The organism is Mesorhizobium sp. CA15, from assembly GCF_020165215.1.
In the GTDB taxonomy this organism is placed as follows: Bacteria; Pseudomonadota; Alphaproteobacteria; order Rhizobiales; family Rhizobiaceae; genus Mesorhizobium.
In genome coordinates this window covers 314,792-334,818 of sequence record NZ_JAIUHQ010000003.1, presented here as the reverse complement: position 1 = coordinate 334,818, position 20,027 = coordinate 314,792, and the positions used below count along the sequence as shown (strand labels likewise).

Here is a 20,027-nt window from a genome sequence, read left to right as displayed (position 1 = left end):
GCAACAGCAGACATCCAAACATCTGGGAGGAGACTATGAGGAACCTGCATAGAATTGGCATCGCCGCCGGGCTGATGCTGAGCGTTTCAGTCCATGCACTCAACGCTTTCGCGTCCGAACCGACCGTGCCGCCGCAGCCGGCGACATTCCCGGCCGAAGGCAAGATCCACTATGTGGCGCGCGACTCCATCCTGGAGTTCAAGGCGCTGCCCGAATATCACGAGCCGGACTGGGTAACGGAGAAATACGTCAAGACCGGCAAGTTGCCGCCGGTCAAGGACAGACTGCCCAAGGAGCCGCTGGTCTTCAAGACCGGCAACATGCCCGACGGCATCGGCGTCTATGGCGACACGATGCGCCACGTCATAGGCGGCAGGCCGGAAGGCTGGAACTACGGCGCCGGCCAGACGCAAGGCTGGGGCGGCATCGATATCGGCTTGTCCGAATGCCTGACGCGCACGGCGCCGCTGTTCCAGGTCGAGGCCAAGGACACCGAGCCGCTTCCGAACCTCGCCAAGAGCTGGGACTGGTCGAGTGACGGCCACAAGCTCACCATGCATCTGATCGAAGGCGCCAAATGGTCGGACGGCGCGCCCTTCAACGCCGACGACGTCATGTTCTACTGGGATGACGAGGTCGTCGATCCCAATGTCTCGCCGCTGAACGGCGCCACGCCCGAAACTTTCGGCGTCGGCACGACGCTGAAGAAGGTCGACGACTACACCGTCGAGTGGACCTTCAAGGAGGCGTTCCCGCGGCAATATCTCTATGCGATGGCCTACGGCACCTTCTGTCCCGGCCCTTCGCATATCCTGAAGCCGCAGCATCCGAAATATTCGAAGAATACCTACGACCAGTTCAAGAACGCCTTCCCGCCGGATTATATGAACATGCCGGTGATGGGCGCCTGGGTGCCGGTCGAATACCGGCCGGACGATATCATCGTCTTGCGGCGCAACCCCTACTATTGGAAGGTCGACGAAAAGGGCAACCAGCTGCCCTATCTCAACGAGCTGCAATACAAGCTGTCGACCTGGGCCGACCGCGACGTCCAGGCGGTGGCGGGCTCCGGCGACTTCTCGAACCTTGAGCAGCCCGAGAATTTCGTCGCCTCGCTGAAGCGCGCGGCCGACCCGAACGCGCCGGCCCGGCTTGCCTTCGGCCCGCGCCTCATCGGCTACAATCTGCGCATGAATTTCTCCGCCAATGGCTGGGGCAACCCGGACGAACGCGGCCAGGCGCTGCGCGAATTGAACCGCAACGAGGACTTCCGCAAGGCGGTGACCATGGCGCTCGACCGCAAGGCGCTGGGCGACTCGCTGGTCAAGGGTCCGTTTACCGCCATCTATCCGGGCGGCTTCTCGTCGGGCACCAGCTTCTATGACCGCAAGTCGACCGTCTACTATCCGTTCGATCTCAAAGGCGCCAAGGCCGAGCTTGCCAAGGCCGGGCTGAAGGACACTGATGGCGACGGCATCGTGAACTTCCCGGCCGGCACCGCCGGCGGCAAGAATGTCGAGATCGTGATGCTGGTCAACAACGACTACACCACCGACAAGAGCCTCGCCGAAGGCGTGGTCGCGCAGATGGAAAAGCTCGGGCTGAGGGTCGTGCTCAACGGGGTCAACGGAACGCAGCGCGACGCTATCCAATATTCCGGCCGTTTCGATTGGCTGATCCGGCGCAACGAGACCGAGCTGACCTCGGTGGTGCAGAACACCGAGCAACTTGCTCCTGTCGGCCCGAAGACCAGCTGGAATCACCGCGCGCCGGAAAGCGGCGAAGTCGACCTGATGCCCTTCGAGAAGGACCTCGTGGACATCGTCAACAAGTTCGTAACGACGCAGGACAACGACCAGCGTGCCGACCTGATGCGAAAGTTCCAGAAGATATCGACCGAGCATGTCTACAATGTCGGGCTGACCGAGTATCCGGGCGCGCTCATCATCAACAAGCGCTTCTCGAACATTCCGCAAGGCACGCCGATCTACATGTTCAACTGGGCCGAGGATTCGATCGTCCGCGAACGTGTCTTCGTCCCCGCCGACAAGCAGGCGAAGCACGAACTGTATCCGGAGGAGCTTCCCGGCAAACCGGGTGACAAGGGTCCGATGTAAGGTTTACCTCCCCTGACGAAAAGACGTCCGGCCGCGCCGCGGCGCGGCCGGACAACGAAACCTCCGAACGCACCTCAGGGAGCGACCGGCCAGAAAGGAAGCTGACCGCCCATGCTGCGATTCCTGCTTATGCGCATAGCGTCGGCGCTTCCCGTCCTCGCCATTTTGAGCCTCGTCACCTTCGCCATCATCCAGGCGCCGCCCGGCGACTATGCGGATTACATCCGCTCGCAGCTGATCAACCAGGGCGGCGCTTCCTACGCCGAGGCTGAAGCGCAAGCCCAGGCCTACCGCGTCGAGCATGGCCTCGATAGGCCGCTGCCCATCCAGTACCTCAACTGGATCGGCGGCATCGTCACCCGCGGCGATTTCGGCTACAGCCTCTACTACAACAAGCCCGTGGCCGATGTGGTGGGCGAGCGCCTGCCGCGCACCTTGCTTCTGGCGCTGGTCTGCCATCTGCTCGCCTCGGTGCTTGGCATCACCTTCGGCATATGGGCGGCAACGCGTCAGTACAGCTGGATCGATTCGACACTTTCGGCGATCTCGTTCCTCGGCATGACGGTGCCGCGCTTCCTGATGGCGCTGATCATCGTCTACCTCTTGGTCTTCCAGTTCAACGTCTCCGAGATCGGCTCGTTCTTCTCGCCGCAATATGGCGGCGCGCCCTGGTCGTGGGCGAAGTTCGTCGACCTAGTCAAACACGTCTGGCCGGTTGTGGCGATCGCGACCTTCGGCGGCCTCGCCTACAATATGCGCGTCATGCGCGGCAATCTGCTCGACACGCTCAACGCGCAATATGTCGAGACGGCCAAGGCCAAGGGCCTGACCGGCGGCGCCGTCGTCATGCGGCATGCCGTGCCCAACGCGCTGCATCCGCTGGTGATGTATCAGGGCGTGGTGCTGCCCTATATGCTCACCGGCGAGATCGAGACGGCAATCATCTTCGCGCTGCCCACTGTCGGCCCGGCGATCGTCGGCTCGATGGCGGTTGGCGACGTCTATGTCACGGCGACCTTCATGATGGTGCTGTCGGCGACGCTGATCGTCGGCAACATCATTGCCGACATGCTGCTAGTCCTGCTCGACCCGCGCATCCGCCAGTTCGGGGAGCGCTAGATGCTGGCCCGCGATCCCTTACCCCCGCCCCCATCCCTTACGCCCTTGCCGGCCGAAAGCGTCCCGGTGGCCGAAGCCGCGCATGGCAATGAGAGCTACATCGCGCTTGTCTGGCGCCGGCTGAAGCGTTCGTGGACCGGCATGGCCGGGCTTTGCCTGGTCGCGCTCTTGCTTGTCATGGCGGTGTTCGCCGAATTCCTGGCGCCGATGGACCCCAAGGCGACCGACGTCGCCTTCGCGCCGCCGCAACTGCCCGCCTTCCACGACAAGGACGGCAATTTCGTCGCGCGGCCGCGGGTCTACGCGCTGGCCGATTCGGCCGATCTCGATCCGGTCACCTTCCAGCCGATCGTCGGCCCCGACTACGACCACCCAAGGCTGCTCGGCTTCTTCGTCGAAGGCGCGCCCTACAAGCTTCTCGGCCTCATTCCGGCGAACCGGCATTTCTTCGCCTCGATGGACGGCCAGCCGGTGCATTTCCTCGGCACCGACAAGTTCGGCCGCGATGTGCTGTCGCGCGCCATCCACGGCTCGCGCGTGTCGCTGATGATCGCGCTGACGGTGGTCTTCATCATCACGGTCATCGGCACCAGCGTCGGCATGATCTCCGGCTATTTCGGCGGCAAGTTCGATGTCTGGATGCAGCGCTTCGTCGAGCTTGTGCTCGCCTTCCCGCAATTGCCGCTTTATCTGGCGCTGACGACGCTGATCCCGGTCACCGCGCCGACCAATGTCTTCCTCGCCTTCGTCATCATCGTCATGTCGGCGCTGGGCTGGGCGCAGATGTCGCGCGAGGTGCGCGGCAAGACGCTGGCGCTGGCGCGGATCGACTATGTGCGCGCCGCCATGGCGGTCGGGGCCACCGATCGGCGCATCATCATGCAGCACATCTTCCCCAATGTGATGAGCCATGTGATCGTCGCCGTGACGCTGGCGATCCCGACCGTGGTGCTGCTCGAATCCTTCCTCGGTTTCCTCGGCTTCGCGGTGAAGCCGCCGCTGATCTCCTGGGGCCTGATGCTGCAGGACACCGCGACCTATTCGGTCATCGGCACCTATCCGTGGATCCTGTCGCCGGTCGGCTTCGTGCTGATCACCGTCTTTGCCTTCAACGCGCTGGGCGACGGCCTGCGCGATGCCGTCGATCCTTATTGAGGTGGCCGGATGACGACGATCGCGATCGCAGACTCCCTCGCGCCGGCCGTCCGGTTCGACCATGGCGGACGCCACGACCAACCCGTCATCGACGCCCGCAACATCGAGGTCGCGTTCAAGGTCGAGCACGGCACCGTCGAGGCGGTCAAGGACGTCTCCTTCCAGATCTATCGCGGCGAGACGATCGCGATCGTGGGCGAATCCGGCTCCGGCAAGTCGGTGACGGCGCGCACCGTCATGGGGCTGCTGTCCAGGCGGGCAACCGTCTCGCCGCGATCGAGCGTCGAATATCTCGGGCAGAACATCCTGAAATTCCCCGAGAGCGCCCGGCGCAAGCTGCGCGGCAACCGCATCTCGATGATCTTCCAGGAGCCGATGAGCTCGCTCAACCCGATCTACACGGTGGGCAGCCAGATCGTCGAAGCGATCAGGGTGCACCGCAAGGTGGGCCGCAGGCAAGCCTGGGCGCGCGCGCTCGAGTTGCTACGGCATGTCCAGATCCCCGAGCCGGAGGCGCGGCTGAAGCAATATCCGCATCAGCTGTCGGGCGGTCAGCGGCAGCGGGTGATGATCGCCATGGCCTTGGCCAACGAGCCCGACGTGCTGATCGCCGACGAGCCGACCACGGCGCTCGACGTCACGGTGCAGGCGCAAATCCTGAACCTGATCCGCAACCTGCAGAAGGAACTGCGGATGGCGGTGATCCTGATCACCCACGATCTCACCGTGGTGCGCAAGTTCTCCGACTACGTCTATGTCATGCAGCATGGCGAAATGCGCGAGCACAACGTCACCGAGCGGCTGTTCGCCGACCCGCGGCACCCTTACACGCAGCGGCTGCTCGCCTCGGAGCCGCGCGGCCGCCCGCAGCCACTGCCGGAGAGCAGCGGCACCATCCTCGAGGCGAAAGGCGTGCGCGTCTGCTTCATGCTGCGCCACGGCTCCTTCCTCAAGCCGGACTGGCGCGAGCTGGTCGCGGTCGATGATCTTGACCTGAAGCTTTGCCGTCACGAGACGCTGGGACTGGTCGGTGAATCCGGCTCCGGCAAGACCAGCTTCGGCCAGGCACTGATCAGGCTGGCCGACGCCAAGCGCGGCGAGATCCGCTTCGACGGCCAGCCAATCCAGAACTTTTCACGCACCGAGATGCGGCCGCTGCGCTCGCGCATGCAGGTCGTTTTCCAGGATCCGTTCTCCTCGCTCAACCCGCGCATGACGATCGGCCAGATCATCGAGGAAGGCCTGGTCGTCAACAGGCTGGGCGCGACGCGGCGCGAGCGGAACGAGCGGGTGCGCGAGGCGCTGGTCAGCGCCGGCATGCCCGGCAATATCCTGTCGCGCTTCCCGCACGAGTTCTCCGGCGGCCAGCGACAGCGCATCGCGATCGCGCGCGCCATCGCGCTGGAGCCCGAATTCATCCTGCTCGACGAGCCGACCTCGGCGCTCGACCTTTCGGTGCAGGCGCAGATCATCGACCTGTTGCGCAAGCTGCAGGACGAGCGCGGCCTGAGCTATCTGTTCATCTCGCACGACCTCAAGGTGGTGCGGGCGCTCTGCCACCGCGTCATCGTCATGCAGCACGGCAAGATCGTCGAGCAGGGACCCGTCGACGAGGTCCTTTCCAATCCCAAGACCGCCTACACCGAACGGCTCGTCAGGGCCGCTTTCGACGTGGCTTAGAAGTGCCGGAGGTTTTACAGTGGCAAGAAATCCCAGGATCACATTCATCGGCGCAGGCTCGACGGTGTTCATGAAGAACATCGTCGGCGACGTGCTGCAGCGGCCGGCGCTGTCGGGCGCCACCATCGCGCTGATGGACATCAACCCGCAGCGGCTGGAAGAAAGCGCCGTCGTCGTCAACAAGCTGATCGCGACGCTCGGCGTCAAGGCGAAGGCCGAGACCTATTCCGACCAGCGCAAGGCGCTGAAAGGCGCCGACTTCGTCGTCGTCGCCTTCCAGATCGGCGGCTACGAGCCCTGCACCGTCACCGACTTCGAGGTGCCGAAGAAATACGGCTTGCGCCAGACCATCGCCGACACGCTCGGCGTCGGCGGCATCATGCGGGGCCTCAGGACCGTGCCGCATCTGTGGAAGATCTGCGAGGACATGCTCGCGGTCTGCCCAGAGGCGATCATGCTGCAATATGTCAACCCGATGGCGATCAACACCTGGGCGATCGCCGAGAAATATCCCACGATCAAGCAGGTCGGGCTCTGCCACTCGGTGCAGGGCACGGCGATGGAACTGGCGCACGATCTCGACCTTCCCTATGAGGAGATCCGCTACCGCTCGGCCGGCATCAACCACATGGCCTTTTATCTCAAGTTCGAGCATCGCCAGCCGGACGGCACCTACCGCGACCTCTATCCCGACCTTGTGCGCGCCTATCGCGAGGGTCGTGCGCCAAAACCCGGCTGGAACCCGCGCTGCCCGAACAAGGTGCGCTACGAGATGCTGACCAGGCTCGGCTATTTCGTCACCGAAAGCTCCGAGCATTTCGCCGAATACACGCCCTATTTCATCAAGGACGGCCGACCCGACCTGATCGAGAAATACGGCATTCCGCTCGACGAATATCCGAAACGCTGCATCGAGCAGATCGAGCGCTGGAAAGGCCAGGCGGAGGCCTACCGCTCGGCCGAGCGGATCGAGGTCGAGCAGTCCAGGGAATACGCTTCCTCGATCATGAATTCGGTCTGGACCGGCGAGCCGTCGGTGATCTACGGCAATGTGCGCAACAATGGCTGCATCACCTCGCTGCCTTTCGACTGCGCGGCGGAAGTGCCGTGCCTGGTCGATGCCTCCGGCATCCAGCCGACCTACATCGGCGATCTGCCGCCGCAGCTCACGGCGCTGATCCGCACCAACATCAATGTGCAGGAGCTGACGGTGCGGGCGCTGATGAGCGAGAACCGCGAGCACATCTACCATGCGGCGATGATGGACCCGCATACGGCGGCCGAGCTCGACCTCGATCAGATCTGGTCCTTGGTCGACGACCTGCTTGCCGCTCACGGCGACTGGCTGCCGGCCTGGGCGCGAGGCCGGCGCAAGAGCGCGGCCGCCTGAATTCCGGGATTACGCCCCGGCCTTCTCGCGCTCGACGGCGCGCCAGCCGATGTCGTGGCGGTAAAAGCCTTGCGGCCAGTCGATCTGGTCGATCGCCGCATACGCCTTGGCCTGCGCCTCGCCGACGGTCTTGCCGAGCGCGGTGACGTTGAGCACGCGGCCGCCATTGGCGACCAGCGCACCGCCATTGATGGCGGTGCCGGCATGGAAGACCTGGACGCCTTCGGCTTCCGCCTCGTCGAGACCGCGGATGACGGAACCCTTTTCCGGCGCGCCGGGATAACCCCTGGCCGCCATCACCACGGTCAACGCCGTCTCGTCGCTCCAGCGGACCGACATATGCGCGAGCTGGCCGTCGACGGCGGCGTTGAGCAGGACGAGCAAATCGTCCTTCAGCCGCATCATCAGCACCTGGCATTCGGGATCGCCGAAGCGGGTGTTGTACTCGATCAGCTTGGGGCCCTGGTCGGTGATCATCAGGCCGGCAAAGAGGATGCCGGCGAAGGGCGCGCCGAGATTGGCCATGCCGCGCATGGTGGGCTCGATGATCTCGCGCATGGTGCGCTCGGTCATATCCGGCGTCATCACCGGCGCCGGCGAATAGGCGCCCATGCCGCCGGTGTTCGGCCCGATATCGCCGTCGCCAACGCGCTTGTGGTCCTGCGCCGTGCCGAAGGGCAGCGCGGTGGCGCCGTCGCACAGGCAGAAGAAGCTTGCCTCCTCGCCGCTCAGATATTCCTCGACCACGACCTCGGCGCCGGCCGCGCCGAAGGCGCCGTCGAAACAGGCTTCGAGCGCGGCGTTCGCCTCGTCCAGCGTCATGGCGATGGTGACGCCCTTGCCGGCGGCGAGTCCGTCGGCCTTGATGACGATCGGCGCCCCGGTCTTCTCGACATAGGCTTTCGCCGAAGCGAGGTCGCTGAAGCGGCCATAGGCGGCGGTCGGGATGTTGAACTTGGCGCAAAGATCCTTGGTGAAGCCCTTCGATCCCTCGAGCCGCGCCGCCGCCTTGGAGGGGCCGAAGACGCGGATGCCCCAGGCGCGCAGATCGTCGGCGATGCCGGCGACCAGCGGACCTTCCGGACCGACCACGACCAAATCGATCTTCTTCTCCTGGCAGAAGGCGGCCACGGTGGAATGGTCGGCGACGTCGAGCTTGACCTGTTCGGCGATGCGGCCGATGCCCGGATTGCCGGGCGAGGCATAGAGCTTCGTCAGCAGCGGCGAGGCGGACATCTTCCAGGCGAGCGCATGTTCGCGGCCACCCGAACCGAGAAGAAGAACGTTCATGGCCACCTCTTGCTGATCGTCTCCCTGAACCCGCTATTGATCCGCGGGCGACGGGTCAAGGCGTCTCGGCATTTTGGCGGCAATTGCGCACGAGAACAGGGGCCTCATCAGGCGGATAAGACAGGTGCCGCCGCCGGCCAGTCCCCGGTACAGGGATTTGGGAGGTTGCCGTTTATCGGCGAGCAAGATGTTGGCCGTTCATTTCCGTGAAATCGGCGCAAGCGTTGGTGATTGGCTGAAGTTTCATCAACGTCGTCATCCTAGGGCGAAGCAGGAGCGCAGCTCCGTCGCGGAGACCCTAGGATCCATGCCGTGACATTGATCGAGGGCCGCGACGGAGCAGAATTCTGCACCCCTGCAACGCCTCAGCATCACGGCATGGATCCTCGGGTCTGCGCGCGTCGCTACGCTCCTTGCTCCGCCCGTGGATGACGAGGGCGGGCCGGTTCGGCCAACCCCAACATGCGATTGCCGGCGCAAATATAGCCGACCCATCAGAAATTGCTGTGTCCCCAACTTGGTCTGAAAAAATGCCTCAGCTCTGGAAAATGACGGGGAACCAGTCCTCGCGCAGTTTCTGGCCGGGCTTCATGTCGTGACCCGGATAGGGCGGCGAGGTGCGGCCGGGACGTTCGACATAATGTGCGTCGTCGCCGACCCAGCGCAGCGACAGCGCCCGGCGCCGCGCCGCCGTCAGGTTGCCGCGCGCACCGTGCGCGGTGCGGAAGTCGAACAGGATGGCGTCGCCCGGCTCCATCTCCCATTCGAGCACCTTCATCGACGGGTCGTTGTCGGGGTCGGGCACAGGCAGGTAGTCGCCCTCGCCGGCGTAGAAGTTGTCGTCGTTCAGCCATCGCACCGGCAGCACCATCTTTTCCCATTTGTGCGAGCCGGCGATCAGCCTTAGCGTCGCTTCCTTCACCGGATCGATCGGGATCCAGAAGCTCACCGTCTGGCTGCCGTCGACGAAGTAGTAGGGAATGTCCTGGTGCCACGGCGTCGGCTTCTGCGTGCCGGGCTCCTTGACCAGGACGTGGTCGTGGAAGAACTGGGCGCTGCGCGACTGCATGACCGCGGCTGCGAGCTCGGCGGCCGGCGACTCGCGCACGATCCTGACGAATTCCGGGATGCGCTCCCAGTTGCAGTAATCGTCAAAGAAACTGCCCTGGCCGCCGGCGATGTCGGAGGCGGCGGCGCTGCGGTTGCGCATATTGCGCTCGATGCCGCCGGCGATCACGTCGACCCAGTCCTTGAAGGCGCCGCGGATGCAGACCGCGCCATCGCGCTGATAATCGGCAATTGTCGAGGCATCAATCTTCGGGCTGGCCATGGCGAGCTCTCCTTGAGTTGGCAAGCGACTATCGCAAGCGCCCGACATCGGGTAAAATAATAACTTGCCATCTGGTTTATAGTTATAGCCTATGAGACTGACCCTCGCGCAATTGCGCTATGTCGTTGCCGTGGCCCGCTATGGCAGCGTGACCGCGGCAGCCCAGGCGCTGAACGTGTCGCAGCCGTCCATCTCGGTTGCGATCGACAATATCGAGGACGCGCTGGGCCAAAAACTGTTCGTGCGCCAGCGCGGCAGCGGCGTTTCGCTGACATCCTTCGGCCGCAGGGCTGTGGCCAAGGCAAGGCAGGTGTTGGGCGAGGCGGACGAACTGGCGGCGCTCGGTTCGCGCAACGCCGATGTCGGCGGCGAACTGGTGCTCGGCTGCTTCGAGGATCTGGCGCCCTATTTCGCGCCGGCGCTGATGCGGGCCTTCGCCGAGCGCTGCCCGGCCGTCACCGTCGTCATCGGCGATGAAACCTTCGAGACGTTGGGGCGGCGCCTGGCCGACAGCGCCGTCGATCTCGGCCTCACCTACGATCTCGGCCTGCCCGGGCATTTCAAGCGCATTCTCCTGCACGAGCTGCGGCCGCACGCGCTTTTGCCGGCCGGCCATGAGCTGGCGGACAAGCACGCCGTCAGCCTGGCCGAACTCGCGCAGCATCCGCTGATCACCACCGACCAGCCGCATAGCTGGCAGCATATGCTGGACCTCTTCCTCAGCCGCGGCCTGTCGCCGGTCGCGCGGGCGACGACGAGTTCGTTCGAGCTGCAGCGCTCCATGGTGGCCAACGGCTTCGGCGTCGCGGTCAGCTATACGAGGCCCTATGGCGACCGCAGCTATGACGGCCTGCCGCTGGTCTGCAAGCCGCTCTCCGATTCGCTGCCCATGCAGCGCATCATCCTGACCCACGACACGCGCCAGCGCCTGTCGAAGGCAGCGGTCGCCTTCATCGACGTCGCCAAGGCATGGTTTGCCGGTCACGATGTTTTCACTGCTTAGGTTTTCAGCGCTTGAGCGACAACGCGGCCGCTTGACGGCGCTGCTTGCTGCTGCCACTCCAGCGTGATGGAAACCGTCCAGTCGAAAGCGATCCAGGGCCGTGTCGCCGACGCGCCGAGCGGCCATTGGGTCTATCGCGTGCTGCCGCGCTGGCTCTGGCCCTATGCGCAGCTTGCGCGCTGGGACAGGCCGATCGGCTGGCAGCTGCTTTTATGGCCCTGCTGGTGGTCGGCAGCGCTTGCCGCGGGCGCCTATCCGCGCCCGACCGACCCGCTGCTGACGCTGCTGCCGACGCCTTGGTATCTATTGCTGTTCTTCATCGGCGCTGTCGCCATGCGCGGCGCCGGCTGCACCTATAACGATCTCGCCGACCAGGACATCGACAACCAGGTCGAGCGCACGCGCTCGCGGCCGCTGCCCGCCGGCAAGGTGACACGCCGCCAGGCCTGGGCTTTCGTCCTCATCCAGGCGCTGGTGGGCTTGGCCGTGCTGTTGCAGTTCAACGGCTTCGCCATTCCGCTCGGCATCGCCTCGCTGGCGATCGTCGCGGTCTATCCTTTCATGAAGCGCATCACTAACTGGCCGCAATTGGTGCTTGGGCTGGCCTTCTCCTGGGGCGCGCTGATGGGCTGGGCGGTCGAGTTCGGCGATCTCGATGATCCGGCGATCATGCTCTATATCGGCTCGATCCTGTGGGTGATCGGCTACGATACGATCTACGCGCATCAGGACAAGGAAGACGACGCCATCGTCGGTGTGCGCTCGACGGCGCGGCTGTTCGGCGACAACACCAAGACCTGGCTGGTTGGACTCTATGGCGGCGCGCTGGTCTGCTTCGCCATCGCCTTTGCATCCGCCCAGGTGCCGATCGTGGCGCTGGCCGGGCTGATCGCCGCCGGCGCGCATATGGCGCGCCAGATCATCCGGCTCGACATCGACAATCCGGACCAGTGCCTGAAATTGTTCAAGTCGAACAACCAGGTCGGCTGGCTGATCTTTCTCGGCCTGATCGGCGGGTCCGTGTGGATTTGGCTGAAGCCGCTGGTGTAGTGGCGCCGCTTTCCCTTCTCCCCTTGTGGGAGAAGGTGGATCGGCGCGCAGCGCCGAGACGGATGAGGGGTGTTCCAGCGGAGTGAGGCGTAGGCATTCCCTGGAGCACCCCTCATCCGTCGCCTTCGGCGACACCTTCTCCCACAAGGGGAGAAGGTGGAATCGCGCTACTCCCTTGCGATAATCTCCTGGCCGTCGATGACGAGTCTCAGGCCCAGATTGCCGGCCTTGCGGCGGGCGAGGAAGCGCGGGCGGCGCGTGGTGGAAACACGGCCCTTGCGGCGCTCCTGCGGCGGCAGCGCCTTGATGGCGGCGCCGAGCGATTCTTCCAGCGTGCGGGCAACGCCGTCGGCCTCGATCAGCAGCATCGGCAGGCGATAGGCATCGGCCCAGGCGCGCCAGTCGGCGGCGACGTCGTCGAGGTCGTCGGCGACCAGGAGCGGCACCGACAGCATCGGATCATTGTGGAGGAGCTCGAGCGTCACGGTCACGTTGCCGTCGGGATCCTCCATGGCGCGCGCGGCGACGCCGCGGAACGCATTGGGGGGCAGCGCGATGATCGCCGGCACCCCGCTCATCTCCAGCACACGGCGGATGACGGCGCCGCGCTGGTCGATGGTGAAGGTCACATCGCCATAGTCGTCGCGGGTGGCATAGCTCACCATCTGCGGCAGGCGAAATGGGTCGAGACGCATGTTGCGCCCGGCCCAGACTGGCTTCAGTCCAGTGTTCATCGATGTCTTCCCTGTTAGTCCTGAGGGCCGTTTTTCCGGTTCTCTCAGGGCCGGTTTTTCCGGCCTCGTTATGGGAAGAAACATTAGCGCTCGCTTCTTACCGGCGCGCTTAAGAAAGTCGGTTAAATTTTGCTGATCTGAGCCGATGGTTATCGGAATGCGACCGGCCGGCGGATCGAGGAAGGATCAGATAACCTTACCGGGATTCATGATGCCGGCCGGATCGATGGCCGCCTTCACGCGGCGCATCAGATCAATCGCCATCGGCGGGGCCGTGGCGATCAGCTCGTCACGCTTCAGCTGGCCGATGCCGTGCTCGGCCGAGATCGAGCCATGGAAGGAGCGCACGACATCGTGCACGGCGTGGTTCATAGGGTGGTAGAGCTCGAGGAACGCCTCGTCCTGCCAATCCACGGGACGCGAGATGTTGTAGTGCAGGTTGCCGTCGCCCATGTGGCCGAAGCAGACGACGCGCGCGCCGGGGCAGACTCCCTCCACCACGACGGCCGCCTTTTCAATGAACTCCGGGATCGAGGCGATCGGCACCGAAATGTCGTGCTTGATCGAAGCGCCTTCGGGCTTCTGGCATTCGGGAAGCGTCTCGCGGAAATTCCAGAAGGCGTCGCCTTGGGCAAGGCTTGCCGATACTACCGCGTCGCCGACGACGCCCTGATCGAGAGCCTCGGCCAGGACTTCTTCGATCAGCGCCCTGCCGTCTTCCTCGGAGCGGCCGGAAGAGACTTGCATCAGCACATACCACGGCCAGTCGTCGGCCAGCGGCCGCGTGATGCCTTGCCCGTGCTTGAGCGTGAAATCGTATGGCCTTTTGCCGATCAGCTCGAAAGCGGTGAGCGATGCGCCGGCGCGATCCATCGCCAGGGTAAACAGCGAAAGCGCATCTTTCGGCGACGATGGCAGGCCGGCAAAGGCCACCTCCCTGCCCTTCGGCTTCGGGAACAATTTCAGCACCGCGGCGGTGATGATGCCGAGCGTGCCTTCGGCGCCAATGAAGAGGTTCTTCAGATCGTAGCCGGTGTTGTCCTTCTTCAATTTGCGCAGGTCGTCAAACACTTCGCCGGTCGGCAGCACAACTTCGACGCCAAGGCAGAGCTCGCGCGCATTGCCATAGGCAAGCACACCGGTGCCGCCGGCGTTGGAGGAGAGATTGCCGCCGATCTGGCACGACCCTTGCGCGGCGAGCGAGAGCGGAAACAGCCGATCGGCGGCGTCGGCCGCCTCCTGCAGCGTCTGCAGGATGACGCCGGCCTCGACCGTTACCGTGTTCGACAGGACATCGATCTCGCGGATGCGGTTCAGTCGCGACAGCGAGACCACGATGTCGCGGCCGGATTTGTCCGGCACCTGGGCGCCGACCAGGCCTGTATTGCCGCTTTGCGGCACGATCGGCGTTCCGGTCTCGGTCGCAAGTCGCATGATGCGGCTCACTTCCTCAACGCTGCCGGGTCTCAGCACCAGTGATGTGCGGCCGTGCCAAAGGCCGCGCCGCTCGGTGATGTAAGGCGCGATGTCGGCCTGATCGCGCAATGCATATTTGTCGCCGACGATTGCCGCGAAGCGGTCGATGAGGGCGGGATCGAGGTCCAAGGGCTGATCGTTCATGGGCGGCGAGACTAGAGCAATTCCAGGAAAAGTGCGAAGCGGTTTCCGTCCGGAATTGCGTCAGAACAAAGAGATAGACTCAGGCCGGCTTATCACGCGGCGCGGCGGCGCGGGCGAGCCGGTCATTGATCGCCTCGCCCAGGCCCTCGAACGGGATCGGCTCGACGGCGATGGTCGCGGCGCCGACACGGTCGAGCGCCTGCATATAGGCAAAGAGGTTGCTTGCCGCTTCGCGCAGGTCGCCCCTTTCAGAGAGATTGCGCAGCGCAACGGCCCGTTCCCAGCCCTCGGCGCGGTTGCGGCCGAACGCAAGCAACGCCTCGCCTTCGGCAATTTTTCCGACGTTGAGCCGCATCGCGGCGGCCGGCGCGTAATGCGAGGCGAGCATGCCCGGCGCCTCGATGCCGCCAGCGCCGCGCGACAGCTTCGCGCCGGCCACCGCCTCGATCTCCTCGGCGCCGATGCCGCCGGGCCGCAGCAGCCGCAACTTGCCGTTCTCGACCTTGAGAATAGTCGATTCCAGGCCGACCGGCGTCGCGCCGCCATCAACGACCAGCCTGATCCTGTCGCCGAGATCGGCGGCGACCGCCTGCGCTGTCGTGCCGCTGATTTTCCCGGAGGAATTGGCGCTCGGGGCTGCGAGCGGCCTGCCGAGCCGGGCGATGAGCTCGCCGCCAAACCCACGCGGCATGCGCAGCGCGATGGTGTCCAGCCCCGCGGTGACGAGCGGGTGGATGCCGTTGCCGGCGCGCTGCGGAAGCACCAGCGTCAGCGGACCCGGCCAGAAGGCTTCGGCCAGTTTTGCCGAGAGCGGATCGAAGCCGGCGATACGGTCCGCCATCGCGCGATCGGCGACATGGGCGATCAGCGGGTTGAAGCGCGGCCGACCCTTGGCCTCGAAGATGCGCGCCACGGCAATGCCATTGGTGGCATCGCCGGCCAGGCCGTAAACCGTCTCTGTCGGGATGGCGACGACGTCGCCCCCTTCGAGCAGCGCCAATGCCTGCTGCATAGCCTCGCCGACCGCCAGTATCTCAGCCAAATCCGCCACCAGTCCTGAACATGCCGGTCCCGTAATACGGCCGCTTGCATCGGGCAAGTGCGGGCATTGGCGATTTATCAATCCCTAAAATGTTAAGTTCCCGTGCAAGCCGGCTTCAATCGGACGGCCCTAGGGTGCGGGTTCAATGCGGTTGCGGCTTGGGAGTTTGTAATGCGTTTGCTCGGAGCTTTCGGTATCAGCCTTCTGGCGATGAACGGCGCGGCACATGCCTCGTCAATCGTCGTGGTGGCACCCTCGATCTCGACGCCTTCGGTTATCAGGCTGAATGCGATCGAACCGACCAAGCTGTCTGTGGCCTCGACGCCGTCGATGATAGCGCTTGGCGAGCCTGTGCCCGCCGTCACCGACGAAAAGGTCGCGGCAATCCCCGCGAAGTCCGGGCGCCAGCAGGCCCCGATGATCATTCGCGGCGGCATTGTCGGCGGCGCTTTCGAAACGCCCGCGGCGGCCAAGCCCACAGCACCGGCAAACACTACCGCCGCCGCGCCGGCAAACGGCACCACGCCGGCAACGCCCGCGAACGGCACAGCGTCCGCTTCGAACGGCAACAGCGGAACCGGCGGACAGCCGGCCGCGACGGCCAATGCGTCGGGCGGCGGCGCGCAGCCGCAAGGCGCCCCGTCGGTGCCGCGCGTCGGCAAGGCGATGTAGATCACACTGGATCCGGCCCTGGCATGCTAGGCGCTTAACCTGTCCGATTCCCGTGATCGGATCGGGCACGATTGCGCCGGCATTTCAAAAAAAAGGGGGTTTCATGACTGTTTCGAAAGCAATGACCGTTGCCGCACTGTTGGCGACGACGACACTGGGCACGGGTACGGCACGGGCCGACGACATGCTTGGCTCTTACACGGCGCGGATTTCCGACCGCGATCACCGCGCCAGCGACGGCTACCCGCTCGGCAGCGCGGCGCAGATGGTGCGGCAGGACCGCGCCAACTGGCATAAATTCCACCGGCGCGACAGCGACGACCAGGGTGATGCCTGGTTCCGCAGCGACGGCTCGCGCGCCGACCTGCAGCGCATGCTGGAACGCGGCGGCGCCATGAGCAGCGCCACAAGGCGCGCCATCGTCAATGGCGAGCCGTTGATCGAGGTCGATGTCTATTCGGACGGTGTGCGGGTCAGCATAGTGGAGGATTAACGGGTCAATCTTCCTGGAAGACCGACAAGAGCCGCACCGACGAAAAAGGGCGACGCGCGACGCGCCGCCCCTGATGGTTCAGACGAGAGGAGACGGCTCAGGCCGCTTCTTCCTTGTCGTCATCGTCGGACTCATCCTCATCGGCTTCGTCCTCATCATCGTCGCCATCTTCATCCTCGTCGTCGGACTCATCGTCGCCCGAGGCTTTGGCTTCTTCGTCGGCGTCTTCGTCGTCGCCGTCTTCGTCGCCTTCATCTTGGTCGTCCGACTCGTCGTCGGCCGAGGCAGTGGTTTCCTCGTCGCCGTCTTCCTCGTCATCTTCGGACGGATCGGCGGCTTCGACCGCCGCGGCGGCAGCGTGGTCGAGAAGGTTTTCGGAAGCGGATTCGATCGCCGCGGCGGCGGCCGGGGTCTCTTCATTCAGGTCGATATCGTCAACGGAATTCATGGCATGCCTCCGTGTTTTGGGAATGTCTTACGGCGCGCCCCACGAAACGATTTCGGGCAACGCGCCTTAGGTCTTTGGTTGATGCATGTCGTTGCCCCAGGACCGCTCAGCGCTTCTGGACGACATGCACCTTTGTCCCATGCGGAGGTCATCGTCATATGACTGTAAGCCGGCTCCGGCGCATTAAATTTCGAGCGCCGAATTGTTCAAGCCTGCCGGCATCCTAGCCGACGCGGGCAAGCTCGAATGTGCGGTTTTCCGAGCCGTCAGCCGACGATTTTTGAAAAATCCGCGACCTGGTCGGTGGCGGCGCGGATGCGGGCGAGCAGCGCCAGACGGTTGGCGCGTACGGCCTGGTCCTCATCATTCACGAGAACACGCTCAAAGAATGAATCAACCGGTTCGCGCAACACGCTAAGCGCCAGCATGGCGGCAGAAAAATCTTCGTTTTGAATTGCTTGGCCGGCTTCCTTCTCGGCCTGATTCACCGCGGCATAGAGCTTCTTTTCCGCGTCCTCGCGGAACAGCGCCGGCTCAACGGTCTCGGCGATTGCCGTTTTCTTCTTCTCCTCGGCGGCCAGGATGTTGGCGGCGCGCTTGGTTCCGGCAAGCAGGTTCTTGCCCTCCTCGGTGTCGAGCAAGGAGCCGAGCGCCTCGACGCGGCGGACGATCTGCAGGAGGTCGTCGTTCGGCGATTGCCCAATCTCCCCCCTTGTGGGGGAGATGCCCGGCAGGGCAGAGGGAGGCGCGACAGAGTGAGAGGCCGGCGGGACAGCGCCCCCCTCTGTCGGCTGCGCCGATATCTCCCCCACAAGGGGGGAGATTGGGCGCGAGCCCGCTGACAGCACGGCATCGATCAAGTCATGCCGTGCACCGCTTTCGCGCAGATAGACTTTCAGACGGTCGTGGAAGAAGGCGAGGAGGTCGGACGACTGGTCCGCGCCGCCTTTGAAGTTTGCAAAGGCCTTGGCGAAAACAGACGTCAGCGCCAGACGAATCCGGTTCTCGACGAGTATCCTGACCACGCCAAGCGCAGCCCGTCGCAGCGCGAACGGATCCTTGCTGCCGGTCGGTTTCTCGTCGATCGCCCAGAAGCCGGTCAGCGTGTCGAACTTGTCGGCGAGCGCGACGGCAATAGAGACCGGATCGGTCGGCACGCGGTCAGACGGACCCTGCGGCTTGTAATGCTCCTCGGCCGCCGCCGCGACCGATGGGTGCTCGCCCTGCAGCAGCGCGTATTTGCGGCCCATGGCGCCCTGCAGCTCGGGGAACTCGCCGACCACTTCGGTTTGCAGATCGGCCTTGGCGAGCACCGACGCGCGGGCGACCAGCGCGGTAATCTCCCCCCTCGAGGGGGAGATGTCGCCGAAGGCGACAGAGGGGGTCGCCTCGCGTAGAGCGCCAACGCTGCCTCTCGCCGCAGAAGATGTCGGCGCTTCACGCGCGGCGACCCCCTCTGGCCTGCCGGCCATCTCCCCCTCAAGGGGGGAGATCGATTTCGCGACCGTCGGTGCCAGTTCCTCAGCCAACCGCTTGATACGCTCAACGCGCGCGCCCTGCGTGCCGAGCTTGGCATGGAAGGTGACGTTCAGATGATCGAGGCGCGCCATGCGCTGGTCGAGCGGCTTCTTCAAATCCAGGTCGAACTTCGCCGCCGATTCCTTCAGCTGGTCGAGGTCGGGCAGATCGCCCTGGTCGGTCTTCCAGAAATAGAGCGCATCGGACAGGCGCGCGCGCACCACCTTGCCGTTGCCATAGGCGATTTCCTTGCCGCCGTCGCTCGCCTCGATGTTGGCGACCAGCACGAAGCGATTCGACAGGTTTTCGCCCGCGCCCTGCGGCCGGGTGACAAAACACTTCTGATTAGCCCGGATCGTAAGGCGGATGACCTCGCCCGGAATGGTGAGGAAATCCTGCTCGAACTCGCCCATCAGCACCACCGGCCATTCCACCAGGCCGGACACTTCCTCCAGCAGGCCCTCGTCCTCGACCAGGTCGAGGCCGTTGGCGAAGGCGATGTTGCGGGCGTCGGCCAGGATGATCTCCTTGCGGCGGTCGGCATCGAGCACGACCTTGGCCGCCTCCAGCTTCGCCACATAGTCGTCGAAGCGGCGCACGGTGATCGGGCCCGGCGCATGGAAGCGATGACCATAGGTGACGTTGCCGGCGCGGATGCCGTCGATCTCAAAATCGACCACGACCGGCTCCTCGGTCTCCGGGCCGAAGGTGCAGACGATCGACTGCAGCGGCCGCACCCAGCGCAGCGAGCCGGGCTTCGCCGAGGCCGGCCCCCAGCGCATCGATTTCGGCCAGGGGAAGCTTTTGATGATGCCCGGCACCAGCTCGGCGATGATCTCTTCGGCCGCCCGGCCTGGCTTCGAAATGTGAGCGACGTAGAAGTCGCCCTTCTTCGGATCGGAATGGACATGCGCCTCGGCAATCGATGACAGGCCGGCCTTGCGCAGGAAGCCCTGCACCGCCTGCTCGGGCGCCGTGGTCGACGGCCCCCTGATCTCCTCGCGGATGTCCTTCGAGCGCGCCGTCAAGCCACGGATGTCGAGCGCCAGGCGACGTGGCGTCCAATATTCGCGCGCCGCCTCATAGGTCAGGCCCGCTTCGACCAGACCGTCGGTCAGCATCTTCCTGAGGTCGCCGGCAGCCTTGCGCTGCATGCGGGCGGGAATCTCTTCCGAGCGGAGTTCCAAGAGCAGGTCGGGCATAGTTAAGCTCCCCACCCTCCCCTTGATGGGGAGGGTCGGCGCGAAGCGCCGAAACGAATGGCCGGGAAATAGCAACTCGGCCGCCCGCTGTCACCCCGCCAGCAGATCGCCTCTTCGACCGATTTCGCGGAATTTTTCGACCCGCTGTCGGGTTGGCGCCGGCC

General features: G+C 64.6%; 16 protein-coding genes. 9 read left to right on the top strand and 7 right to left on the bottom strand.

What is annotated here, in order from left to right; genetic code table 11:
- Positions 1-35 precede the first annotated feature (35 nt).
- The 5 genes from LB515_RS08235 to LB515_RS08215 all read left to right on the top strand — a co-directional run bounded on the left by LB515_RS08235 (position 36) and on the right by LB515_RS08215 (position 7,461).
- Entirely contained in the window at positions 36-2,117 is a 2,082-nt protein-coding gene (locus tag LB515_RS08235; RefSeq protein WP_224707391.1) for an ABC transporter substrate-binding protein, read from the top strand.
- 111 nt (positions 2,118-2,228) lie between these two features.
- Entirely contained in the window at positions 2,229-3,236 is a 1,008-nt protein-coding gene (locus tag LB515_RS08230) for an ABC transporter permease (RefSeq protein ID WP_224632457.1), read from the top strand.
- Complete coding sequence (locus LB515_RS08225) at positions 3,237-4,391, top strand: ABC transporter permease (RefSeq protein WP_224526461.1); 1,155 nt, start codon at positions 3,237-3,239, stop codon at positions 4,389-4,391.
- 9 nt (positions 4,392-4,400) lie between these two features.
- On the top strand, positions 4,401-6,071 hold the full coding sequence (locus LB515_RS08220; RefSeq protein ID WP_224707390.1) for an ABC transporter ATP-binding protein: 1,671 nt from the start codon (positions 4,401-4,403) through the stop codon (positions 6,069-6,071).
- Between the two features lie 19 nt (positions 6,072-6,090).
- Complete coding sequence (locus tag LB515_RS08215; RefSeq protein ID WP_224707389.1) at positions 6,091-7,461, top strand: alpha-glucosidase/alpha-galactosidase; 1,371 nt, start codon at positions 6,091-6,093, stop codon at positions 7,459-7,461.
- 9 nt (positions 7,462-7,470) lie between these two features.
- Here the strand turns inward: LB515_RS08215 and purD are convergent, their stop codons facing one another.
- Positions 7,471-8,751 (bottom strand): phosphoribosylamine--glycine ligase, encoded by a 1,281-nt coding sequence (gene purD / locus LB515_RS08210; protein ID WP_224707388.1) that lies wholly within the window; start codon positions 8,749-8,751, stop codon positions 7,471-7,473.
- A gap of 535 nt (positions 8,752-9,286) precedes the next feature.
- Positions 9,287-10,081, bottom strand: a complete 795-nt coding sequence (locus LB515_RS08205) for a phytanoyl-CoA dioxygenase family protein (protein WP_224707387.1) — start codon at positions 10,079-10,081, stop codon at positions 9,287-9,289.
- A 91-nt stretch (positions 10,082-10,172) separates the two neighbouring features.
- On the opposite strand from LB515_RS08205, the gene LB515_RS08200 reads away from it, so the two are divergent.
- Together LB515_RS08200 and ubiA are read left to right on the top strand one after the other, a co-directional pair.
- The gene (locus LB515_RS08200; protein WP_224707386.1) at positions 10,173-11,084 is read left to right on the top strand and encodes a LysR family transcriptional regulator; all 912 of its coding nucleotides are present in this window, start codon (positions 10,173-10,175) and stop codon (positions 11,082-11,084) included.
- Positions 11,085-11,150: 66 nt separating this feature from the next.
- Positions 11,151-12,134 carry a 4-hydroxybenzoate octaprenyltransferase gene (gene ubiA / locus LB515_RS08195; RefSeq protein ID WP_224707512.1) on the top strand — a complete coding sequence of 328 codons (984 nt, stop codon included), beginning with the start codon at positions 11,151-11,153 and terminating at the stop codon, positions 12,132-12,134.
- Positions 12,135-12,301: 167 nt separating this feature from the next.
- Here ubiA and LB515_RS08190 read toward each other — a convergent pair whose 3' ends face one another.
- The 3 genes from LB515_RS08190 to LB515_RS08180 all read right to left on the bottom strand — a co-directional run bounded on the left by LB515_RS08190 (position 12,302) and on the right by LB515_RS08180 (position 15,530).
- Positions 12,302-12,868, bottom strand: coding sequence for a DUF6101 family protein (locus LB515_RS08190; RefSeq protein ID WP_224707385.1), 567 nt, complete (start codon positions 12,866-12,868; stop codon positions 12,302-12,304).
- Positions 12,869-13,054: 186 nt separating this feature from the next.
- Positions 13,055-14,488, bottom strand: coding sequence for an FAD-binding oxidoreductase (locus tag LB515_RS08185; protein ID WP_224707384.1), 1,434 nt, complete (start codon positions 14,486-14,488; stop codon positions 13,055-13,057).
- A 79-nt stretch (positions 14,489-14,567) separates the two neighbouring features.
- Complete coding sequence (locus LB515_RS08180) at positions 14,568-15,530, bottom strand: L-threonylcarbamoyladenylate synthase (RefSeq protein WP_224707383.1); 963 nt, start codon at positions 15,528-15,530, stop codon at positions 14,568-14,570.
- Between the two features lie 171 nt (positions 15,531-15,701).
- On the opposite strand from LB515_RS08180, the gene LB515_RS08175 reads away from it, so the two are divergent.
- Both LB515_RS08175 and LB515_RS08170 read left to right on the top strand, forming a co-directional pair.
- Positions 15,702-16,202: a hypothetical protein gene (locus tag LB515_RS08175; RefSeq protein WP_224707382.1), complete on the top strand. Its 501-nt coding sequence runs from the start codon at positions 15,702-15,704 to the stop codon at positions 16,200-16,202.
- Positions 16,203-16,305: 103 nt separating this feature from the next.
- Positions 16,306-16,695 carry a hypothetical protein gene (locus LB515_RS08170; protein WP_140845825.1) on the top strand — a complete coding sequence of 130 codons (390 nt, stop codon included), beginning with the start codon at positions 16,306-16,308 and terminating at the stop codon, positions 16,693-16,695.
- Between the two features lie 97 nt (positions 16,696-16,792).
- On the opposite strand, the gene LB515_RS08165 is transcribed toward LB515_RS08170, so the two are convergent.
- On the bottom strand, positions 16,793-17,143 hold the full coding sequence (locus LB515_RS08165) for an ATPase (protein WP_224707381.1): 351 nt from the start codon (positions 17,141-17,143) through the stop codon (positions 16,793-16,795).
- Positions 17,144-17,409: 266 nt separating this feature from the next.
- On the bottom strand, positions 17,410-19,863 hold the full coding sequence (gene glyS / locus LB515_RS08160) for a glycine--tRNA ligase subunit beta (protein ID WP_224707380.1): 2,454 nt from the start codon (positions 19,861-19,863) through the stop codon (positions 17,410-17,412).
- Positions 19,864-20,027: the final 164 nt, after the last annotated feature.